The organism is Colwellia chukchiensis (genome assembly GCF_002104455.1).
GTDB lineage: Bacteria > Pseudomonadota > Gammaproteobacteria > Enterobacterales > Alteromonadaceae > Cognaticolwellia > Cognaticolwellia chukchiensis.
The window spans coordinates 75,263-95,310 of the sequence record NZ_NBOC01000015.1 but is presented as its reverse complement, the minus strand read 5'-3'; the positions used below and the strand labels follow the sequence as shown (position 1 = coordinate 95,310).

Annotated in this window: 20 protein-coding genes and 3 rRNA genes; 15 read left to right on the top strand and 8 right to left on the bottom strand. The window is 41.1% G+C overall.

Annotation, left to right across the window (positions count from 1 at the left end; all coding sequences use genetic code 11):
- From B6K83_RS14725 to epmA, 4 genes are all read left to right on the top strand, one after another.
- A 23S ribosomal RNA gene (locus tag B6K83_RS14725) occupies positions 1–108 on the top strand; the annotation flags it as partial.
- A 360-nt stretch (positions 109–468) separates the two neighbouring features.
- A 5S ribosomal RNA gene (rrf, locus tag B6K83_RS14720) occupies positions 469–583 on the top strand.
- A gap of 193 nt (positions 584–776) precedes the next feature.
- Positions 777–891 (top strand): 5S ribosomal RNA (rrf, locus tag B6K83_RS14715).
- An 85-nt stretch (positions 892–976) separates the two neighbouring features.
- Positions 977–1,954, top strand: a complete 978-nt coding sequence (epmA, locus tag B6K83_RS14710; RefSeq protein WP_085285683.1) for an elongation factor P--(R)-beta-lysine ligase — start codon at positions 977–979, stop codon at positions 1,952–1,954.
- Positions 1,955–1,959: 5 nt separating this feature from the next.
- Here epmA and glnG read toward each other — a convergent pair whose 3' ends face one another.
- The 4 genes from glnG to glnA form a co-directional block, all read right to left on the bottom strand.
- Positions 1,960–3,363, bottom strand: coding sequence for a nitrogen regulation protein NR(I) (gene glnG / locus B6K83_RS14705; protein WP_085285682.1), 1,404 nt, complete (start codon positions 3,361–3,363; stop codon positions 1,960–1,962).
- A gap of 2 nt (positions 3,364–3,365) precedes the next feature.
- Entirely contained in the window at positions 3,366–4,448 is a 1,083-nt protein-coding gene (gene glnL, locus B6K83_RS14700; protein WP_085285681.1) for a nitrogen regulation protein NR(II), read from the bottom strand.
- Positions 4,449–4,524: 76 nt separating this feature from the next.
- Entirely contained in the window at positions 4,525–4,995 is a 471-nt protein-coding gene (locus B6K83_RS14695) for a DUF4124 domain-containing protein (RefSeq protein WP_233144045.1), read from the bottom strand.
- 169 nt (positions 4,996–5,164) lie between these two features.
- Positions 5,165–6,571 (bottom strand): glutamate--ammonia ligase, encoded by a 1,407-nt coding sequence (gene glnA, locus B6K83_RS14690; protein WP_085285680.1) that lies wholly within the window; start codon positions 6,569–6,571, stop codon positions 5,165–5,167.
- Between the two features lie 837 nt (positions 6,572–7,408).
- On the opposite strand from glnA, the gene typA reads away from it, so the two are divergent.
- From typA to dtd, 6 genes are all read left to right on the top strand, one after another.
- Positions 7,409–9,226, top strand: coding sequence for a translational GTPase TypA (gene typA, locus B6K83_RS14685; RefSeq protein WP_085285679.1), 1,818 nt, complete (start codon positions 7,409–7,411; stop codon positions 9,224–9,226).
- Positions 9,227–9,611: 385 nt separating this feature from the next.
- A complete protein-coding gene (locus B6K83_RS14680; RefSeq protein ID WP_085285678.1) occupies positions 9,612–9,821 on the top strand; it encodes a hypothetical protein in 210 nt (69 codons plus the stop codon).
- Between the two features lie 16 nt (positions 9,822–9,837).
- Positions 9,838–10,005 carry a hypothetical protein gene (locus B6K83_RS18350; RefSeq protein ID WP_158088365.1) on the top strand — a complete coding sequence of 56 codons (168 nt, stop codon included), beginning with the start codon at positions 9,838–9,840 and terminating at the stop codon, positions 10,003–10,005.
- 236 nt (positions 10,006–10,241) lie between these two features.
- A complete protein-coding gene (locus B6K83_RS14675; protein WP_085285677.1) occupies positions 10,242–11,120 on the top strand; it encodes a virulence factor BrkB family protein in 879 nt (292 codons plus the stop codon).
- Between the two features lie 274 nt (positions 11,121–11,394).
- Positions 11,395–12,378 carry a prolyl aminopeptidase gene (gene pip / locus B6K83_RS14670; protein WP_085285676.1) on the top strand — a complete coding sequence of 328 codons (984 nt, stop codon included), beginning with the start codon at positions 11,395–11,397 and terminating at the stop codon, positions 12,376–12,378.
- Positions 12,379–12,816 (top strand): D-aminoacyl-tRNA deacylase, encoded by a 438-nt coding sequence (gene dtd / locus B6K83_RS14665; protein WP_085285675.1) that lies wholly within the window; start codon positions 12,379–12,381, stop codon positions 12,814–12,816.
- Positions 12,817–12,838: 22 nt separating this feature from the next.
- Here dtd and B6K83_RS14660 read toward each other — a convergent pair whose 3' ends face one another.
- Positions 12,839–13,606, bottom strand: coding sequence for a spermidine synthase (locus B6K83_RS14660; RefSeq protein ID WP_085285674.1), 768 nt, complete (start codon positions 13,604–13,606; stop codon positions 12,839–12,841).
- A 51-nt stretch (positions 13,607–13,657) separates the two neighbouring features.
- On the opposite strand from B6K83_RS14660, the gene B6K83_RS14655 reads away from it, so the two are divergent.
- The 4 genes from B6K83_RS14655 to B6K83_RS14640 all read left to right on the top strand — a co-directional run bounded on the left by B6K83_RS14655 (position 13,658) and on the right by B6K83_RS14640 (position 16,405).
- Positions 13,658–14,548 (top strand): bifunctional GNAT family N-acetyltransferase/hotdog fold thioesterase, encoded by an 891-nt coding sequence (locus tag B6K83_RS14655; protein WP_085285673.1) that lies wholly within the window; start codon positions 13,658–13,660, stop codon positions 14,546–14,548.
- Between the two features lie 65 nt (positions 14,549–14,613).
- On the top strand, positions 14,614–15,081 hold the full coding sequence (locus B6K83_RS14650) for a nuclear transport factor 2 family protein (RefSeq protein ID WP_085285672.1): 468 nt from the start codon (positions 14,614–14,616) through the stop codon (positions 15,079–15,081).
- 44 nt (positions 15,082–15,125) lie between these two features.
- A complete protein-coding gene (locus B6K83_RS14645) occupies positions 15,126–15,977 on the top strand; it encodes a Rossmann-fold NAD(P)-binding domain-containing protein (protein ID WP_085285671.1) in 852 nt (283 codons plus the stop codon).
- Positions 15,978–16,081: 104 nt separating this feature from the next.
- Complete coding sequence (locus tag B6K83_RS14640; RefSeq protein WP_085285670.1) at positions 16,082–16,405, top strand: hypothetical protein; 324 nt, start codon at positions 16,082–16,084, stop codon at positions 16,403–16,405.
- A 66-nt stretch (positions 16,406–16,471) separates the two neighbouring features.
- On the opposite strand, the gene B6K83_RS14635 is transcribed toward B6K83_RS14640, so the two are convergent.
- Genes B6K83_RS14635 through B6K83_RS14625 form a run of 3 tightly spaced genes read right to left on the bottom strand, consistent with a single transcriptional unit; the run spans position 16,472 to position 18,831 of the window.
- Positions 16,472–17,410 carry an SPFH domain-containing protein gene (locus B6K83_RS14635; RefSeq protein WP_092251439.1) on the bottom strand — a complete coding sequence of 313 codons (939 nt, stop codon included), beginning with the start codon at positions 17,408–17,410 and terminating at the stop codon, positions 16,472–16,474.
- The gene (locus tag B6K83_RS14630) at positions 17,407–18,327 is read right to left on the bottom strand and encodes an SPFH domain-containing protein (RefSeq protein WP_085285668.1); all 921 of its coding nucleotides are present in this window, start codon (positions 18,325–18,327) and stop codon (positions 17,407–17,409) included. The genes B6K83_RS14635 and B6K83_RS14630 overlap by 4 nt, the downstream gene beginning before the upstream one ends.
- A gap of 51 nt (positions 18,328–18,378) precedes the next feature.
- Positions 18,379–18,831, bottom strand: a complete 453-nt coding sequence (locus B6K83_RS14625) for an NfeD family protein (RefSeq protein WP_085285667.1) — start codon at positions 18,829–18,831, stop codon at positions 18,379–18,381.
- A 316-nt stretch (positions 18,832–19,147) separates the two neighbouring features.
- On the opposite strand from B6K83_RS14625, the gene htpX reads away from it, so the two are divergent.
- Positions 19,148–20,020, top strand: a complete 873-nt coding sequence (gene htpX, locus B6K83_RS14620) for a protease HtpX (RefSeq protein WP_085285690.1) — start codon at positions 19,148–19,150, stop codon at positions 20,018–20,020.
- The last annotated feature ends 28 nt before the right edge of the window (positions 20,021–20,048 follow it).

Below are 20,048 nucleotides of genomic sequence, written 5' to 3'. Positions count from 1 at the left end.
TTAAGCTCCCTAAAGGGTCGTTGGAGACTACAACGTTGATAGGTTGGGTGTGGAAGTGCTGCGAGGCATTGAGCTAACCAATACTAATTACCCGTGAGGCTTAACCATACAACACCCAAGTGGTTTTGTATTGACTGGTTAACATCACTTACTAACTGAGTAATGAAAACCTCGTGTAGAAACCCTACACGTCAGTTTGAATTACGTCGTTACTAAGCGATTTACCTCAGTCAAGGTTTGACAAGATTCTGAAAAGAACTATCACGTACATATCGTGTGAATAAGAGATTAAAATGTATTTATCACTCATTAAAAGCTTTCAAGATTGTAACTTGTTAAGTGTATTTACGAAAGTAAATGAACAGTGACAAAGCCGCAAATGAGCGAGAAACGGAGTTGACGTTCGTCAATGAGTATCGAAGCGATTGTAGCAATGACGTCAGTGTGATATTTAACAAGAAAATTTTGTCTAGCGACAATAGCACTGTGGAACCATCTGATCCCATTCCGAACTCAGCAGTGAAACGCAGTAGCGCCGATGGTAGTGTGGGAGTTCCCATGTGAGAGTAGGACATCGCTAGGCTTCTATTTAGTTTAGTAAAGTCAAGAAGCGCCGATGGTAGTGTGGCTTATGTCACTGAGAAAGCCCATGTGAGAGCGAAGCTGGACATCGCTAGGCTTCTATTAAAAGAAACCCGCAGCTGACGCTGCGGGTTTTTGTCTAAAACCTTATGATTTAGCTAATTTTTAAGTTAATTAAGTCATAACGTTTTTTGTCTGATGACAATAGCAACATGGTCCCACCTGATCCCATTCCGAACTCAGCAGTGAAACGTGTTAGCGCCGATGGTAGTGTGGGAGTTCCCATGTGAGAGTAGGACATTATCAGACACACTTTCCAAGCCCTTGTCTTTTGACAAGGGCTTTTTTCGTTTACATTATGGCTAGATTTACTATTTTGATGGAGAGCTAATTAATGGCATGGCAAGCGAGTATGAGTTGGCAGCAGGCTAAACAAAGAGCGAAAATATTAACTCAAATTAGAGCCTTTTTTGCCGCTAACAATGTTGTTGAAGTAGAGACACCAATACTATCTCATGCAACGGTCACGGATGCTCATTTAGATGCCTTTACGAGTCAGTATCACTATTCTGAGGATAGTCATTGTGATGAGTCTATAACACTATATGCGCAAACGTCCCCAGAGTTTGCCATGAAACGACTTTTAGCTAGCGGCTATGGATGTTGCTATCAGATTTGTAAAGCATTTCGACATGAGCAACACGGGCGTTATCATAACCCAGAGTTTACTATGTTAGAGTGGTACCGGCTTGGTTTTGATCATCGGCAATTGATGCATGAAGTTGCTGATTTGTTAAGACTAATTCTCGGCTGCCAGCAAGTCGAATATATAAGCTATCAAGCGCTTTTTCTTAGAGAAACCAAAATCGACCCGTTGCAAACTAACAAAAAGCAACTGCTTACGCTTATCCGTGAGCACAATAAATTAAGTGACTGGTTACAAGATGAAGAAAGCCTAGACACCCTATTACAATTTGTTATGGCGGAGTTAATTGAGCCTAAAATTGGCTCTAAGGTGCCATGTTTTGTTTATGATTTCCCCGCTAGCCAAGCATCACTCGCAAAAATTAGCACTAAAGATAGCCGAGTGGCTGAGCGATTTGAATGTTACTTTAAGGGTATTGAATTAGCGAATGGCTTTCATGAGCTAACAGACGCTAAGCAACAGCAACAGCGCTTTGAGCAGGATAATTTAATTAGAACAAAATTAGCTAAACCCCAGCGAAAAATTGACCAGAACTTTATTGCTGCGCTTGCTCACGGACTACCAGATTGTGCTGGGGTAGCGTTAGGAGTCGATCGTCTTATCATGCTCGCTACGTCGACTAAGCATATTGAAAATGTCGTAGCGTTTACAATTGAAAGAGCCTAATTAACTCAAAGTTTAAGCTCTTTTAATTTTCTGGTTAAGGTGTTTCTGCCCCAGCCTAAGCGCTTAGCTGCCTCTTGTTTATGTCCTTGTGTATGAGCTAAAGCCCGCTCTAGTAATATTTTTTCAACATTAGGTATCACTAAGTCATTAATGTTTTTTCGGTCTGATGAGAGTTCATGATCTACCCAAGCCGCCAGCTGCTCTTGCCAACTAGCATCTATTGCTGGCAGGCTCTCATTAGTCTTTTCAGTAAAATCATTTGGTAAGTCTGCCAGTAATATTTCATTACCGCTCGCCATAACCGTGAGAAAACGGCATAAGTTTTCGAGTTGCCGAACATTACCTGGCCATTCACACTGCTCGAGATAAGATAGCGTTTTAGGGTGTAAAGTTTTACATTCAACACTTAATTCAGTCGCTGCTTTTTCTAGAAAGTGTTGAGTTAGTTGTGCTATATCTTCTTTACGCTCTCTTAAGCTGGGTATTTGGATACGGATCACATTAAGGCGATGAAACAAGTCTTCACGAAAGTCGCCACTCGTGACTTGCCCGTCGAGGTTTTGATGGGTGGCAGCAATGATTCTTACGTCGACTTTAATCGGGGCATGGCCACCAACACGATAAAACTGTCCGTCTGCAAGCACTCGCAATAGCCGTGTTTGAATATCAAGCGGCATATCGCCTATTTCATCTAAGAAAAGTGTACCTTTGTGTGCTTGTTCAAAGCGTCCTTGGCGCACTGCATTAGCGCCCGTAAATGCGCCTTTTTCGTGACCAAATAGCTCAGATTCGATGAGATCTTTTGGAATAGCTGCCATATTTAATGGGATAAAAGGTGCAGTGGCACGCGGACTATGAATATGAAGCGCATGCGCGACTAGCTCTTTACCCGTACCAGACTCACCATTTATTAATACGCTAATACTTGACCGTGAAAGTCGGCCAATAGCGCGGAAGACTTCTTGCATTGACGGTGCTGCGCCGATAATGCCAACGTCTTCAACTAAGGGAGGGATTAATGGTTTAGTCGACTTTAATTCTTGTGCATGGGTTAGCGCTTTATTGGTAAGTGTAATAGCGTCGTCGATATCAAATGGCTTGGGTAGATATTCAAATGCGCCGCCCTGATAGGCGTTGACGGCACTATCTAAATCGGAATGCGCAGTCATAATGATAATGGGAATATGGGGGAATTGTTTATTAACTTGGTTTAATAGCGTCATACCATCCATTGTCGGCATGCGAATGTCAGAGATAATAACTTCTGGTTGCTCATGCGATAGAGCGGTTAACAAGTCTTCTGGGTTATGAAATGTTGCAACGCTAATATTGGCGTTAGAAAATGCTTTTTCTAATACCCACCTGATTGAGCTATCATCATCGACTATCCAAACTTGCTCACTGTGCATTACTAATTCTCGCTGTTAAAAGGTAATAATATGGTAAATTCCGTGCGACCAGGTCGGCTTTTGCAATATAGCTTACCTTGGTGTTGATGAATAATAGTTTGGCAGATAGAGAGCCCTAGGCCTGTACCTGCAGCTCTACCCGAGACCATAGGATAAAATAATGTGCTTTGGATATGCTCAGGGATTCCGGGGCCGTCGTCAATGATACTGATCTGGGCACAGAGTTTAATGCGTTTGCCATTGATTGTTTTATTGTTTGCAGCGCGGGTCTTCAATGTGATGCTATGTTGGTTTTGCAAAACTTGCATGGCGTTATGAACAATATTGATCAGGGTTTGTTGTAGCTTATCTTGATCAAAAGTTATTTCAGGAATTGACGGGTCATAGTCGCGTACTAAGGTGATATTTTTTGGGTTGTCAAACTGGGTTAACTTAAACACTTTTTCCAGTACGATATGAATGTTTTGAGTTTTCATGATCGGTAGTTGGTTTGGCCCTAATAATCGATCTACCAAGTCGGTTAACCGATCTGCTTGTTCGATAATCATTGCAGTATACTCTCGCTGCTCAATATTCAGTTCTTTGTCGAGTAGTTGAGCCGCGCCGCGCAGGCCACCTAATGGATTTTTAATTTCATGGGCTAAGCCACGGATAAGATCGCGTGCCGACTCCCATTGTTGCTGTTGAAACGCTTCATCACTGATTTGTTTTTGCTGATCAATTTGCTTGAATTCTAAAAGAATATGGGGGCATTGCTCAAAGGTCACCGAAGATGCTGTGATCTCGACTGTGATCTGACGATGATCAAAAAACTCAATGGTGACATCACTATCACTAAATTCTTGCCCTGTGGTTAGCAATTGCTCTAATCGACGAGTATTAATAGGAGTGTTGTAAAAAACTTGCGCTATGGTCAGTCGGTATAACTTGTTAAAGCTTTTTACCAATAACGCTTCAGCAGCAGGGTTGACGTAGCAAATGCGTAAATTATGATCTAAAACCACCACAGCCGTGACCATTTGGTTTGGTAGGGCATGTTGATAATGTAATTTTATCTGTTTTAAATTAACTCGGTGATTAGCCATTACTTTTCCTTGCACTAAATTGGTGCGCTAAGTAACGAGTGTAAATAAATATTGCAGGATATGCACTTTAAACTAGCTAATTTGCTTTATTAACTGAGACTCTATGCATATAAAACGTTACTGAAGGAGATGTTGCAATAATCTTGCCTTTATCATCAATCAAGCTCATTTTTATTTGATGTTCACCACGATCTATATTTCTTAGTACAAACATAGAATGAGTTTGCGGTTTATCGTATGCCTCATCATCTAAATAAAGTTGTATCTTTAAACCTCGTTTAAATATCGGCTTAATACGCCCAGAAACATAAACCGAGCCGGTATTGTCTCTAACTGTGGCATTATTTTGAGGTTGAACGACTTCGACTTGATAGTCATTGGTGATGGCTTTTGGCTTTATATCTAAGATTGAAGTGTCTACCGAAGATTTGGCGGTATTGGTTTCTTTAACATCGACTTCTTCTGCGCCGGGCTTAGGGCTATCAGAGAAGACAAGCACACCTTGCTCATTACGCCATACATATATTTTCGCGGAATTTGCAAACACTGTAATAGCTTGCGTGAGCAATACAAAAAAAATGCAAAAGCGTGCCAAGTTCATCAAAAGCTATAGTCCTGTTCCGTAGGTGTAATGTTAATCTATCCAAATATGAACAAATGTACCACAAAAAAAGCTCACCTTGGTGAGCTTTTTTTAAACTATTTACTTAAGTTAACTAGACACTGTAGTACATATCAAACTCAACAGGGTGAGTTGTTTGGTTCAATAACTCCACCTCTTTACGTTTTATGTTTATGTAGGCTTCGATCATGTCTTTATCCATAACACCACCTTCTGTTAAGAAATCCATGTCATTTTCTAATGCGTCAAGCGCATCTTCTAATGATGTTGCCACTTGTGGAATTGCCGCTGCTTCCTCAGCAGGAAGATCATAGAGATCTTTATCCATAGCATCACCAGGGTGAATCTTATTTTTAATACCATCAAGTCCAGCCATCAATAACGCAGAGAATGCTAAATAAGGGTTGGCAGCAGGATCAGGGAATCGCGCTTCAATACGCATCGCTTTGGGTGAAGGTACAATTGGAATACGAATAGATGCTGAGCGGTTACGGGCAGAATAAGCCAACATAACCGGAGCTTCAAAGTGAGGTACTAAACGCTTATATGAGTTTGTAGAAGGGTTAGTAAACGCATTCAAGGCTTTGGCGTGCTTAATAATACCACCTATATAGTACAATGCCATTTCAGATAAACCGCCATACTTGTCGCCAGCAAACAAGTTAACACCATCTTTAGCTAATGACTGGTGAACATGCATACCAGAGCCATTGTCACCGACTAACGGCTTAGGCATAAAGGTTGCGGTTTTACCGTAAGCATGCGCAACATTATGAACTACATACTTATATACCTGCACTTCGTCAGCTTTTAACACCATAGTATTAAAACGACACGCTATCTCGTTTTGGCCGGCAGTGGCTACCTCATGGTGATGTGCTTCAACCACTAAGCCCATCTCTTCCATTACTAGACACATGGCCGAGCGTAAATCTTGAGATGAATCCACTGGTGATGTTGGGAAATAGCCACCTTTAACACCTGGACGATGTCCCATATTACCTTCTTGGTACTCAGTACCTGAATTCCAAGAGGCTTCTTTATCATCTATTTTATAAAATGAGCCCGCCATATCAGTATGGAAGCGAACATCGTCAAAAACAAAAAACTCAGGCTCTGGACCAATTAAAACCGTATCTGCTATACCTGTGCTGCGCATATAGTCTTCAGCGCGCTTCGCCACAGAGCGAGGGTCACGGCTATAGCCTTGCATGGTTGAAGGTTCGAGAATATCACAACGGATATTTAAGGTAACGGCTTCAGCAAACGGGTCAAGCACTGCAGATTCAGCTACCGGCATCATCACCATGTCAGACTCGTCAATGCCTTTCCATCCTTCAATTGAAGAACCGTCAAACATTTTTCCATCTTCAAAAAAGTCTTCGTTTACTTGATGATGTGGAATTGAAACGTGCTGCTCTTTACCTTTTGAATCAGTAAAACGTAAATCAACAAACTTGACATCATGTTCTTTAATTAAATCTAAAACAGCGTTTGACATTGAAAGTCTCCAGTGTAGTTATTTTATTAATGCTAAAATTAATTTTTGTTGCGTCTGTGTAAGCTAATACTATGCCAAAGTTAAAGTTATTGATATACAAGGCTTTAATCTTTCTCGCTAAGATGCTGCGCACTAATGTAGTGCATAGCTTGCTGCTATTTGGTGCATTACTATGTATTAATAAAAATGAATAGTGAGTTTTTGAGCATAGCTTGTTGAGTATAGCAAGCGTATGTATAGACTTATAGCGACAATAAGCGTGTGTTAGAAAGGAAAAATGGTAGCGAGTCATTATCATTAGCTGCAACGCCGTAGACACTAATAACGCTGTAGCCGTTAATATGAAGGGGCATTTTAGCGTTTGTAAACGTTTTGCGCTAAAAAGTAAATTATTAGAGCCCGTCACATCTGTGATAAATTATTAGTTAAGAGCAGTTGATAATCAACGTCAGTATTTTTTACAATTGGGTTAGATTATTATGCTTCTTCTTAAAAACTTACTATGGATTGTTAAATAAGAATTTTGTTTTGGTTACGCAAGTATTGCTTTTTATCTTCATTAAAGGCTTATGAACTTTCAATGGAGTATAGTTCAATGTTAAAAAATTAACCGCAATAGTGACCTGATTATATTAAGTGCTATGACGCTGCTTATTATCCAACAATAACTGCAACTGCTAATCAAAATAAACCGTTAAGGGAATATTTTTATTGGCCAAATATTAACTCTTTAGTGTATTTATTACCGTTCATCCTGTACAATACGCGCCCAATTATAGCCCTATCCGTTAATCTGCCAATAACAGCTCTAAACGATAGTAACAGCGAGTAACGCCTGTGTTAGAAAAATTAAGAAATGTGGCAATTATTGCTCACGTTGACCACGGAAAAACCACTTTAGTCGATAAATTATTAGAGCAGTCCGGAACGCTTGACGCCCGTGGCGGTTTAGAAGAGCGCACTATGGACTCTAATGAAATAGAAAGAGAACGTGGTATCACTATCTTAGCTAAAAACACGGCTATTAACTGGAACGGCTATCGCGTCAATATCGTAGATACACCAGGCCATGCTGATTTTGGTGGTGAAGTAGAGCGCGTGATGTCAATGGTAGACTCAGTTTTACTGATTGTTGACGCACAAGAAGGCCCGATGCCCCAAACGCGTTTTGTAACCAAAAAAGCCTTCGCGCAAGGTTTAAAGCCAATTGTCGTTATCAATAAAGTAGACAAACCAGGCTCGCGTCCAGACTGGGTGATGGATCAAGTATTTGAACTTTTTGATAATTTAGGTGCTACCGATGAGCAGTTAGATTTTAAAGTGGTTTATGCTTCGGCGATAAATGGCTGGGCAACGCTTGAAGAAGGCAGCACAGGCACTGATATGACGCCATTGTTTGATACTATTCTCAATGAAGTGCCATCGCCGACTGCGGATCCCGATGGACCATTTCAAATGCAAATTTCTCAGCTTGATTACAGTTCATATTTAGGAGTCATTGGTGTTGGTCGTATTACCCGCGGTAGCGTTAAACCTAACCAGCAAGTGACCATCAAGCTAGCGAACGGTAATGTTCACAATGCGAAAGTAGGTAAAGTATTTGGTTACTTAGGGTTAGAGCGTCTTGATATAGAAGAAGGCTTTGCTGGTGATATTATTGCTATCACAGGTTTAGGTGAATTAAAGATATCAGATACAATTTGTTGCCCAACTGAAGTTGAAAGTTTACCAGCATTGTCGGTTGATGAGCCAACAATTAACATGACCTTTCAGGTTAACACCTCACCATTTTGTGGTAAAGAAGGCAAATATGTTACTTCTCGCAATATCAAAGATCGCCTAGAAAAAGAGCTAATACATAACGTTGCCCTTCGTGTTGAGCAGCTAGAAGACGCTGATAAATTTAAAGTATCCGGCCGAGGTGAGTTACACCTAGGTATTTTAATTGAAAACATGCGTCGCGAAGGTTACGAGCTGGCTGTGTCACGCCCAGAGGTTATTATTCGCGAAATTAATGGTGAATTACAAGAGCCGTATGAAACCGTAACGATTGATGTGGAAGAGCAACACCAAGGCCCCATTATGGAAAGAATGGGCGTGCGTAAAGCAGAATTAACGGATATGGCGCCAGACGGCACAGGCCGCATTCGTATGGACTTTATTATGCCTAGCCGTGGTTTGATTGGCTTCCAAACAGAGTTTATGACCATTACCTCAGGCACGGGTTTGATTTACCACACCTTCTTTGAATACGGCCCTCATAAAGGTGGCGAAATTGGCCAGCGTAAAAATGGTGTTATGATCGCCAATGCAACAGGTAAAGCCTTAACTAACGCTATCTTCAATCTACAATCTCGTGGCCGTATGTTAATTGGTCATGGTGTTGATATTTATGAAGGTCAAGTGATAGGTATTCATAGCCGAGACAATGACCTAACCGTGAATGCGTTAAAAGGTAAGCAACTGACTAACGTGCGTTCTTCAGGTGCAGATGAAGCACAAACCTTAACGCCGCCAATTATTATGTCGTTAGAGCAAGCACTTGAGTTTATCGATAACGATGAGCTAGTTGAGGTAACGCCAGATAATATTCGTATTCGGAAAAAGTTTTTAAAAGAAAGCGATCGTAAGCGTGAAGGTCGTGCCGCTAAATAATCGCTAAATTGAATAATGAAAAAGCCATTCGGGGTAACTCGTTTGGCTTTTTTTTGTCCGTATTGCTGACCGTTTATGTAAGACATGTCTTAAAAAGTCGCACTGTTTTATAGCAGTAATAAAGCCTAAATAAAAATAACTATTTAAAATCAAATGTTTATTTGTTTTGTTTGGCACTGTTTTTAGGGGCAAGTAATATAAAGCGATAATAAGCGTTGGCTGATCTTTTACAATGCTGAGTCATTGCTATAGTAAAAGATAAGGTATGTAGTTAAACGACTACTTTAGACATTCAGTGGCAGTGTAAATTAGGCGTATTAGTTACTAGGTAACCATTGATATACCTCTATACTATATAGCAACAAAGGCTAGGAGGGCTGTGCTTATGAATGTTAATAAACTGGCAAGGTTAAATTGTTTATTTGAAAAGGCCGTTGCAAATAACGCTAAGCTGATAGAGCAACATGAGTTACATGCATTATATGAAGAATTTATTAATCAAGATCGCGAAACAAAGCCTAGCTCAGTAATAGCATTTTCGCGCAATAACGCCCATCAAGATAATTTGCCTTTAAAAAATAACAATAACTCGTGAACGGAATAATTTTTTAATGTCACCAGAGCAATTAAAAACATTGCAGCACTTAACACATTTATTTGAAGCGGGCTGTGCTGGCCATGAACAAATCAAGCAACTATCTATGTTGCTAGCAGAAATTAATCATCAGACCGATTTGTCCGAAGATCTGTTTGCAAAAATTTCGTTTGAGCAGACCTAATTTAACAACTATGCGGGCCAAGTCGTAGGCAAAGTTAGCTATTTATCTAAATAGCAAAATAAATGCACTTAGCGTAAAGCGATTAATTTTCTAACAACACTAAGTCGTTACTCACAAAACCTATTCACAGTTATATAAAACCTATAACTTTCAAAAAGATAAAATATTCAGATTACGACTACCGTTATATTCAACATTGCCTTATCATTAGGTTATGGTTTCATTGCAGCACCGTTATGCGTATTACATTCGAAAAACTATTACAGCACCCTTTTGTTGAGCAGACACTAGCTTTTTTCTCGTTAGTTATTAATAACTTTAAAACAGAGCGTATTCACGTGACTGCCGGCTACTTGTCTTATGTAACTTTAATGTCGTTGGTACCTTTAATAGTGGTGATGTTATCTGTCATGACTGCCTTTCCCATTTTCGCAGACATAAGAACCATCATCGAAAATTTTGTCTATCAAAACTTTGTGCCAGCCTCGGGTGATGTCGTACAGCAACATATTAGTGGTTTTGTTAAAAACGCTTCAAAGATGTCAGCGGTGGCGATCACGGCCTTATTTATTTTTGCCATGATGCTCATTTCAGCTATCGATAAGTGTTTAAATAAATTATGGCGGGTTGATGAAAAGCGCCGAGTTATTACATCATTTTCTATGTATTGGATGGTACTAACCTTAGGCCCTGTACTAGTAGGTAGTAGTATAGTTATCAGCTCGTATATTATTTCTTTGGTATCGCTAGGGGACTACGACTTGCTCGGCGTTACCAATATTTTGGTGCGTGGCCTGCCATTAGTGGCTTCTATTACAGCGTTTTTCATTTTATATATGGTAGTGCCAAATAAGGTTATTCCGGTTAAATTTGCGCTCACTGGTGCAACCCTCGCAGCTATACTGTTTGAAATTGCCAAAAAGTGTTTTGCAATTTACGTTACACAGCTTCCGTCTTATCAAGCAATTTATGGCGCGTTATCCAGCGTTCCTATTTTGTTTCTTTGGGTGTATTTAAGTTGGCTAGTTGTGCTTATAGGCGCATTGTTCACCGTCTCTTTAGAAGATTTCGACCAGCAACGCAAAGTTGATACGTTGGCAAAAAAGGTTGAATAACACTCGGGTCTGTTGACCTTTCGAGGTTACGTTTATCGCAACTTGTTGGGTATTTAAACAAGGCAGAGCATATGACGGTACGCTTTGTTGCTCGCTATTTTAAATAGTACAACTCTTAATCAGAGCTCGCGCCGCGATTAAATCCGTTTTAAATTGAATAAATTTTAACCCTAAAAGCTCAACATACCCTAGCCATACTTGCCAGGAAATGAATATCGCTATTTAGCAAGCAGCGAACTAAACTGAAGATATTCAATTTGCAAAGGATAGAACGATGTCACGACTGCTTTTTCCTAATATTATGCCTTACCAGCAAGAATGGCTTGATGTAGGAGATGGTCATCAAGTGTACCTTGAGCAATCAGGGAACCCGAATGGGATAGCAGTTATTTATTTGCATGGTGGCCCAGGCGCTGGGGCAAGTGAAAAACACAGATGTTTATTTGATCCTGATATATATCGCATCATACTGTTTGATCAGCGCGGTTGTGGTCGCTCAAAGCCTTCACCAAGTCTACAGCATAATACCACCACGCATCTTCTCCATGATCTTTCACGTATTCGTCAACATTTAAATATTGCCCAGTGGTTAGTTTGTGGTGGCTCTTGGGGAACGACCTTAGCCTTACTCTATGGCTTACAGCAGCCAGAAACGGTATTAGGTTTTATATTGCGCGGTGTTTTTCTTGGCACGGCAAGTGAACTTGACTGGTTATATAGTCAGAGCGGCGCTGCAGGTTTTTTCCCAGAATATTACCGTGAGTTTATTAAGCAGCTCCCCGCAAACACAAACCCAAGTACGGACAATATTTTAACGAACTACTATCAAGCGTTAACGGGTAGTAATGAAGTTGCGGCAATTGCTGCCAGTAAAGCTTGGTGTTTATGGGAGCTAAGGCTGTCAAGTATTGAGCATCACAATATTGATATTCAACAAATCGACGATCCCCATCAAGCACTCTGTATGGCAAAAATATCGAGTCATTACTTTGTTAATAACTGTTTTATTGACGGCAATTATATTCTCAGCAATTTACAACTGATCAAAGCTATTCCGGCCATTATTCTGCATGGACGTTACGATATGGGTTGTCAGCCACAGCAGGCTGATAGATTAGTACAAGCATGGCAAAATGCACGTTTACAAATATTACCACAAGCCGGACATAGTGGCTTTGAAACACAAACTGTTGATGGATTTTGTCAAGCAGCAGATACTATGGCAACTTTTATTCAAGAACAGGGTAGAAACCAGTAAATGATCGCATTAATGCAAAGAGTATCGCACGCCAGTGTCAGGGTAGAAAATAAGATGGTAGGTGAAATAAAGCAAGGGTTGCTGGTGCTGTTGGCTGTAGAGCCTGACGACACCGAAGCAAAAGCGAAACGGTTAGCGGAACGGGTCGCAGGTTACCGCATTTTTGCCGATGAAGAAGGTAAAATGAATTTAAATGTCAAACAAGTAGCAGGTGACATATTAGTGGTTTCGCAATTTACATTAGCTGCCAACACCTCAAAAGGCATGCGACCCAGCTTTACCAGTGCTGCGTCACCGCAAATGAGCGAACAGCTTTATCAATTTTTTTGTCAGCAATTACGCGTATTAGGGTTTACGGTGCCAACAGGGGTGTTTGGTGCTGATATGCAAGTGAGCTTAACAAACGATGGACCGGTGACCATTAACTTGCAAGTTTAAGCGCAGGTAGCTTGTTCATAGCTTAACCAGCTTTGATATGGTAATTAAAAAAGTATCGCCAACGCTGGTATTGCGATGGCGATAAAAAGCTTAATTTGGGGTGTTTTGGTAAGAAATTAATACACCAAGTATTAGGCAGTAAATGAATGATCACATTCAGGTAGCGTGGCACATGAAAATAGATGATTTGATGGTGAGTTTGCAATTGTCGCAATATGGTTAAACACAGGTTTATTTCATCATTGTCCAGATCAGGTAAGTTTATGGTTAAGCAACCATTAATTGCTAAGTTATCAACCAATGCAGACAGTAACGCGAGCCTATCTTTGAAGTTATATGCATGATGTTGATAAACATCACAAATTAACCAGTCTGGCTCTTGGTTAGCTCCCCCTTGTTGCTGTAAATAGCTCAGCGCATCGCTATGATGGATTTTGTGCGATTGTTGTTGAGGGTTAAAGTACTTTTGAAAACAGGCAATGACATGCGACGATAATTCAACACTTGCTATGTTTATGCTTGGCTGTAAAGCACGAAGAAATCGCGTTAAGTTACCCCCACCAAGACCAAACTCAACAACAGTATTTGGCTTAAAAAAGAGAAGAGGCATTAACGCGGCATAATGATGCGGTAACGTCAGTTTGCTAGGCTGTCGCAACAGCATGATGCTTTGTATCACCTGTTCAAAAGCTAGCCAGCGATAACAATTATTTTCACTAATGCATATTTGGTCGGCGCTATTACTCAGGTAGACTAGTTGCCCTTGATTAACATGTCGAGTAAGTTTCACGGGTGATTTACATCCTATAGCAACAATGACGTCGATAAAGAGTTAAAAAATATGGTCCAATGCAGAGCCCCAAAAAATTCAAGCGAACTAGCGCAATATTATCAGCTACGTTGGCAAATGCTCCGTCAGCCTTGGCAGCAACCAATGGGCAGTGAAAAAGATGACTTAGAAGCACAGTCTTATCACCGTGTGTTGGTGGATGATAGCGATAACATACTGGGTGTTGGGCGTTTACATAAGTGTAGTCAAGATCAGGCGGTAATTCGCTATATGGCGATAAAAGAGTCGAAACAAGGTCAGGGACTGGGTAAATTGCTGGTGCAGGCGTTAGAGCTGTTAGCGGCACAAATGGGGGCGACAACACTTACACTTAATGCCCGCGATAACGCAGTACAATTTTATCAGCAGTTAGGGTATGTCAACCAAGGCTACTCACATACGTTATATAGTGAAATCCGTCATGATAAAATGACAAAGCAGCTTAACAAGCCAGCTCAGCATTTGGCGCAGAAGGCTGAAAGCCTGCAGCAAATTTGGCATCAAACTATTCCGTTGAGCCAAGTCATGAATATTAATATTTGTTATTTTGATCAGCAAACATTGCTGACCAATTGTGAGCCCAGTATCAACAAAAACCTACACAATACTATGTTTGCCGGCAGTATTTATACGCTGGCAACCCTCACTGGCTGGGCGTGGGTGTATTTTGCACTACAGCGCAAAGCACTGCAGGCCGATATTGTATTAGCAAAAGGCGATATACGTTATATAGCTCCACTCGCAGGAGTAGCCAATGCTCGTACCGCGGTCGATTTAGTTACTGGTGATGCCTCGTCTTTAACTCAAGGTAAAAACGCGCGTTTTAACATTGCAGTAGAAGTGTGTTGTGGTGATAATGTGGTTGCCATATTTAATGGTAGTTATGTCGCAATTGCTCAATGATAAGTTTAATGAACGCTCGCGACTTGGCTAATTAAAAATTGTGACTGATGCGTAAAGGAGGCAGTATGTATAAGTTTATTTTAGTTTGCTTATTGGTAAGTGGCTTAGCAAAGGCGAATACTGAATTGGACTTGCTACTGGATAACTTTCATCAAGCCGCGGCAGAGGCTCACTATGAGCGGTACATGGCATTGTTGGCAGATGACGCTATTTATTTAGGCACAGATAGCAGCGAACGTTGGACTAAAAGTGAATTTGCTGCTTTTGTTAAACCCTATTTTAGTCAAGGCCGAGGTTGGTTGTACCATACTATTGAGCGGCACATCACAAAATCTCAAGTTAGTGATATCGCATTTTTTGATGAATTACTTGAGAACAAAAATTATGGTCGTTGCCGTGGCAGTGGCGTCTTAATCAACACCGAGCATGGCTGGAAAATATTACAATATAATTTATCCATTCCTATCCCAAATGCTTTGGCGCGTCAGGTGGTTAAGTCAATTAAAAGCCATCAAAAGGCGGTTGAAAACTAACGTCTAGCAAGTTGCTAGTGTTATAGCAGTATGGAGAAAAAGACATGAGTGTCAGTATCATAGGGTGTGGTTGGTTGGGGCAGGCGTTGGCAAAAGCCTTATTAGCAGATGATATTGCCGTGCTGGCAAGTTATCAGTCGCCAACAACGTTGGCAAAGCTTAAGCAGTTAAAGATTCCCGCCCAGCGGTTGGTATTACCTATTGCCGTTAATGATGCCAGTATCGCAAGCAATGCAGCACTTGCTAGTGTGACGCCAGATTTCTTTAATCATCAAGTGTTGGTGATCGCCATTCCGCCACAGTTGAAAAAAGGCCGGTTAGACTACCCGTTAAAAATCCAGCAATTGGTGAAGCTCGCTGAGCTTGGGCAAACAAAGCATATTATTTTCTTAAACTCTACCGCTATTTATAATGGCCTGGAAGGTCAGGTGGCCGAAACATCGACACTCAATTTAGCGGCTGAAAAAGTAGCGATATTGGCGGCGGCAGAACAAGCCTTACAGCTATTCTCTGGCCGAGTTGATGTACTTAGATTAGCGGGTTTAGTGGGGCCTAATCGACACCCAGGTAAATTTTTACAGCATCAGCGGCTATTTAAAAATGCTGAGGCAGCAGTGAATTTGGTACACCAACGCGATGTGGTCAACATTATTAAGTTGTTACTGACCAAAAGCAGTGAACATGGCTTTGATGTTTATAATGTGGTCAGTGCAACTAATGCCAGCCGTCAGCAGTATTATCAAGCGGCCGCAAAGGCGTTGGGCTTAGCAACACCACAATTTGAACAAGCCACAGACCATGACAGTGGCAAACAAGTGTTAGGTACTAAACTTCGCCAAGGCTTGGCTTATCAATATTGCTATGACGACTTATTAGCCTGGGCTGCGAAAGGATAACCACGACTTACAAAAATGCGAACATCAAGCAAAGTCCAAATCACTCTGAGTTAGAGTTAAATTTATCAATACCACTTTTGCTGTGAATACATTGAGGTAAAAATATGGCATGGCGCGAAATTAAAAAAATACTAAAAGCACTGTATCAATATAAAGTTGCGCTAATGTTTGTCGTGTTATGGGCACATGTCTCTTTGTTAAATTTATTTTTTGTCAATTACAGTGGCCCAGTATTTCTTTGGCAAGAAAATAGCCAACCCTTGACCATAACTGTGCATTTGCTAATCGCCTTGCTAACCACAGCTTTTTATTTACTAGTGACAAAACTGCGAAAACTGCATCATAAGCAAAGGGTAAAAACAGCGGATAAAGTATGGCTAAGCTGTTCGGTTTTACTTGCCGCTTCAATTATCTTTGTCATGATTTAGTCTAAAAAAAACGACCGTTAAACGACCGTTAAACGACCGTTAAACGGCCGTTTTTAGCAAAGTTAATTAAGATTTATTATGAATGCCTGCTGTGGCTAACCACTGTTTAAAGTCGAGTAAATTGGCAGGTAAAATCACTTTTGTTGAATCCTGTGCTAAGCCTTTCATTTGTTGTAAGTATTGTTCACTTAGTTGCATATCAAGCGCTTGTTGACCGCCCGGTTGCTCGATGGCTTGTGCTAATTTACGGATCGAATCACTGGTCGCTTCGGCAATGGCGAGTATTTCTGCTGCTTTACCTTGTGCGGAATTAATGCGACGCTGTTTTTCACCTTCTGATAAATTAATCAGCTCAGTCATGTGTCCTTCTGAACGATTAATGCGACTAGCTTTATCACCTAAACTTTTTGCCAAAATTGCTCGGCGTTCGCGTTCAGCATTCACCTGCATTTCCATAGCGTTGCGCACTGTGATCGGGGGGGTTATGTTTTTAATCTCGTACCTGTGTACCCTAATACCCCAGCTTTCGCCTGCTTTATCAAGTACCTCTACGACTTTGGCACTGATAATATCACGCTCTTCAAAGGTGCGATCCAGCTCCAGTGTCCCTATCACTGAGCGGGTGGTGGTTTGGGCAAGCTGCATGGCGGCGAAGCGATAATCGGTAATGCCATAACTGGCTTTTACCGCATCGATGACTTGAATGTAAATAACACCATCGACTTCGACATTAACTTCATCTTTAGAGAAACACTCTTGTGGCGGTACTTCAATGGTTTCTTCTTTTAAGTCTTGAATAAAAGCGACACGGTCAATAAATGGTAACAGCAAATGAAATCCGGCATCTAAGGTGCAGCGATATTTTCCTAAGCGCTCAACCACATAGGCAGATTTAGTGGGCACTAAACAAATGGCTTGGAAAAACTTTACCGCTAAAAATAAAAAAATAAATGCCCATACCGCTAATACCGCAAGTTCTACGGTGTTTGCATCAAGTGCGATCATGATTTAGCTCCTTGAATATTTTCTGTTACTTTCTCCATGCCTTGAAAAAAGCCTTCAAGTTTTGCCACATCGCTGGGCACAATAGAGACATCAGCGGTTGTTAAAATATCACTGGTTTGGGCAATAAATTGTTCTAGCAAGCGCATTTTTATTGCTTGGTCACCACTGGGCAGTGCCGCGGCTTTTGCGATCAGGTTAATACCTTCTGCCGACGCTTGCGTTAAGATGGCTATTTCTTGTGCGCGCCCGTGTGCTTCGTTAATTTGTTTCTGTTTATCGCCTTCAGACAAATTAATGGCTTCTTGGCGCTCCCCTTCAGAGAGGTTAATGGTTGATGCTTTTTCCGCTTCAGCCAAAGTAATTTCTGCGCGCTTTTGTCGCTCAGCTTCCATTTGTTTTTCTAAGGTGTGAATGACATTTTCAGACGGGGTGATATTGCGTACCTCATAGCGTAATACCTTGATGCCCCAGGGATCAGAGGCTTTATCTATTTCGCGTACTATGGTTTCATTTAAGGTGTCACGTTCAGAAAACGTTTGACTTAGGTTGAGCTTACCAATCTCTGAACGCATGGTGGTTTGCGCCAAATTGATACTAGCACGGCGATAGTCTTCAATACCGTAGCTGGCTTTAGCACCATCCATCACTTGAATGTAAACCAAGCCATCAACATTAATTTGAATATTATCGCGAGAAATACAGCTTTGTGCCGGGATATCAAGCACTTGTTCACGGGTTTCATGGCGATAAGCCACGCGATCAATAAAAGGGATCAAAAAATGTAATCCCGGTTGCAATACTGCACGAAACTTGCCAAGGCGTTCAATGACGCATAACTCTTTCATTTGTACAATCAAAACTAACTTGACGACAATAAAGAGCAACACCAGCAAAGCAAAGGTAACACTTGCTAACATAGTTATTCTCCGATTAAAAAATAAAAGCGGGCTAGTGGTAGTTGCCTGATGCTACTTGCAAGGCTCAACCACTAACGAGATGTTTTCTTTACAGACAATAGCGGCCTGGCTGCCGGCGGGAATAACCGAGCCATCACCAAGCGCTGACCAAGTAGTGCCTTGAAATTCGACTCGGCCGGCTTTTGTACCTGGACCTATTTGCTCTGTTACTAGCACCTGCTTTCCGTAGATATCGAGCTCTTCATAAACATTTTCGATGATTTTGTTACTCGGGAAAAATCGCTCAGTGACAAAATAAACCACCACTAGCAGTCCCGAGGCAAGTATGAACCAGGTGGTTAAGGTTAGCGCCCAAGTATCAAGAATTTGTTGTTGTACGCCAATGGCAACTAGCAAGGATGCGATGCCTAAGTTAAGTAAAATACCGCCAGGGACAAAAATCTCTAAACAGGCAAAGAAAATAGCCAAGATAATCCAGGTTTCAAAAAATAATATGTAGTCCATTACCACCTCTATGATGCGCAATTGTTAACTAAACATTAACAAAGGTCAGATGAAAGTAGCAAGCAAGACATATTATGTCAAGCGAGCAATGCGTTTAGTCGATAATTCAGTGCAATGCTTTAGCTTAAGATGTTGGCTATGCTTATGTTGAGCCAATACAGCCAACGAATGTTAGTTGAGTTATCGAAAGTTTTATGCCTTAACTCAAGCTTAGCCAATTCTGGCACTGGTAAGTTAAATATTTTCGTTTCGCGCTTGTTTTGGCGATAATTGGACATATTATGTCTTTAGGTGTTTTTATTTTGGAATGAAAAAAATGCAAAGAATCGCTTTATTCTTATTGACCAACTTAGCCATCATGCTCGTACTTAGCGTGACTTTAAGTATGCTTATGACAGCGTTTGGTATTGATCGGCAAGGGCTAGGCGGGCTATTAATGCTGGCCTGTGTGTTTGGTTTTGGTGGCGCTTTTATCTCATTATTGATGTCGAAGTGGCTGGCGAAACGCTCAGTTGGTGCTTATGTTATTGAACAACCACGCAACAATACTGAGCAATGGTTATTGGCCACCGTACAGCGATACGCTAAGCAAGCTGGCATTGGTATGCCGGAAGTAGCGTTATACCAATCGCCAGATATGAACGCGTTTGCCACAGGTGCCAATCGAAATAATGCTTTAGTTGCTATCAGTACCGGCTTATTAGACAACATGAGTCAAACCGAAGCTGAAGCGGTAATTGGCCATGAGATCAGTCATATTGCCAATGGCGATATGGTGACGTTAACCTTGATACAAGGGGTGGTAAATACCTTTGTAATTTTCTTAGCGCGCTTAATTGCCGGTGTTATTGATAACGCCACGCGTGGTAATAACAACCAAGGCGGTTTAGGCACATTTGCCTACTTTGGTGTGGTTTTAGTGTTAGAAATGATTTTAGGCGTGTTGGCTAGTATTATTGTGGCTTGGTTTTCAAGAAAACGTGAATACCGCGCCGATATTGGTGGCGCACAGTTAGCAGGAAGGTCAGCCATGATAGGCGCATTAGAGAAGTTAAAACGCAGCCAAGAAAGCCAACTTGATGGCACTATGCTAGCGTTTGGTATTAATAATAAATCAAAAATGCTCAGCCTCTTTGCCAGTCACCCGCCGCTAGACGAGCGTATAGCAGCGCTGCGCAATGCACAATAATCATTATTGCGTAAAATAGCTTAGCTTG